Here is a 1,553-nt window from a genome sequence, read left to right on the forward strand (position 1 = left end):
GCTCATGACCGGCAGCCTAGGCGGGGCCCACGGGGGCGGCGGCGACGGGTGGCGGCGCATGCCGGCCGGGGTCTGAGAGGATGACGGCATGCCCGACCGCCCGATCCTCCTCGTCGACCTCGACGGCACCATCACCGACTCACTGGACGGCATCGCCAGGTCGCTCCACCACGCGCTGGACACCGTCGGTGCACGGTGGGACGACTCACGTGACATCCGCTCCATCGCGGGCCCACCCATGCCGGACACCCTCGCCTCGCTGGGGCTCGGGGGCGACGATCTGCAGCGGGCGATGAGCGCGTACCGCGAGCGCTACACCGACGTGGGGTGGCTCGAGAACGCGGTCTACGAGGGAATGGACGGCCTGCTGACGAGCCTGGCCGGCCACGGTTTCCGGATGGCCGTGGCGACGAGCAAGGACCAGCAGGCCGCGCGACGGATCCTGGAGCACTTCCGGCTCGACGACCCGTTCGAGTTCATCGGCGGCGCGGACCTGCGGGTAGGGCGGGCGGCCAAGGCCGATGTGATCGCGCACTCACTCTCCGCACTCGGCGTCGATCCGGTACCGGTGGCCGAGGGGGGCACGGGCCACGTCCTCATGATCGGCGACCGCGAGCACGACGTGGAGGGTGCCGCCCGCTACGGGATCCCCACGGCGATCGTGCGCTGGGGTTACGGCAGCCCCGGTGAGTGGGACGGCGCCCGCTGGTCCCCGGCGGACACCGCCGAGCTGGAGCGGATCATCCATGAGTGGTGACCCGCGCGTGCACGTCGTCTTTGTCTGTACCGGCAACATCTGCCGCTCCCCCATGGCCGAGGTCATGGCACGGCACGCGTTCTCCGGCGCCGGGTTCGGCGACAGTGTCACCGTCTCGAGCGTGGGTACCGGGGGGTGGCACGTCGGGGACGGCATGGATCCACGGGCCGCGGCCGAGCTCGAGTCCCACGGGTACGACAGCACGCACGTGGCCGCACAACTGTCGGCCACCGATCACCGGGCCGACCTGGTGGTGGCGCTCGACCGCGGCCATCGCGACCACCTCCTCGGCGCCGGGGTCGAGGAACACCGTGTCCGCCTCCTGCGGGGGTTCGATCCCGCGGCGGACGGTGAGGACGTGGCCGACCCCTACTACGGCGACCACGACGGCTTCACCCGGACCCGTCTCCAGATCGCCGAGGCGCTCCCCGGGTTGGTGGCCGAGGTGCGTGCCCTCCTGACTTAGCCCGTCGGGGTGCAGCGGATACCCTGGGGACATGCGGAGTCTGCGGCGCTTTCTGAGTCCCGGTTGGCTGATCGGCCTGCTCGCCGTGTCGCTGTTCGCCTGGGCGTGCTTCGCCCTCCTGGCCCCGTGGCAGCTGGGCAAGAGCGAGGACCTGGACGCCCGCAACACCCGCCTCGCCGAGTCGATCGAGGCCGCGCCGGCCCCGTTCGGGCAGGTGGTCGACGCTCCCGAGGCGTTCGTCGACCGCGAATGGCGGCTGGTGACACTGGACGGCCGGTGGCTACCCGACGCCGAGGCACTGCTGCGGCTCCGCGCGGTCGACGGCGAGCC

The 1,553-nt window shown here is 72.1% G+C and carries 3 protein-coding genes; all 3 read left to right on the forward strand.

Annotation, left to right across the window (positions count from 1 at the left end):
- Nucleotides 1-88 precede the first annotated feature (88 nt).
- Complete coding sequence (locus G6018_RS09070; protein ID WP_182610890.1) at nucleotides 89-757, forward strand: HAD hydrolase-like protein; 669 nt, start codon at nucleotides 89-91, stop codon at nucleotides 755-757.
- Nucleotides 747-1,223, forward strand: a complete 477-nt coding sequence (locus G6018_RS09075; RefSeq protein ID WP_182639438.1) for a low molecular weight protein-tyrosine-phosphatase — start codon at nucleotides 747-749, stop codon at nucleotides 1,221-1,223. Before G6018_RS09070 ends, G6018_RS09075 begins: the two co-directional genes overlap by 11 nt.
- A 31-nt stretch (nucleotides 1,224-1,254) precedes the next feature.
- On the forward strand, nucleotides 1,255-1,553 hold a 299-nt coding region (locus G6018_RS09080), incomplete at its 3' end, for an SURF1 family cytochrome oxidase biogenesis protein (protein ID WP_277817767.1).

Source organism: Dietzia sp. DQ11-44 (genome assembly GCF_014145205.1).
GTDB classification, from domain to species: domain Bacteria; phylum Actinomycetota; class Actinomycetes; order Mycobacteriales; family Mycobacteriaceae; genus Dietzia; species Dietzia natronolimnaea.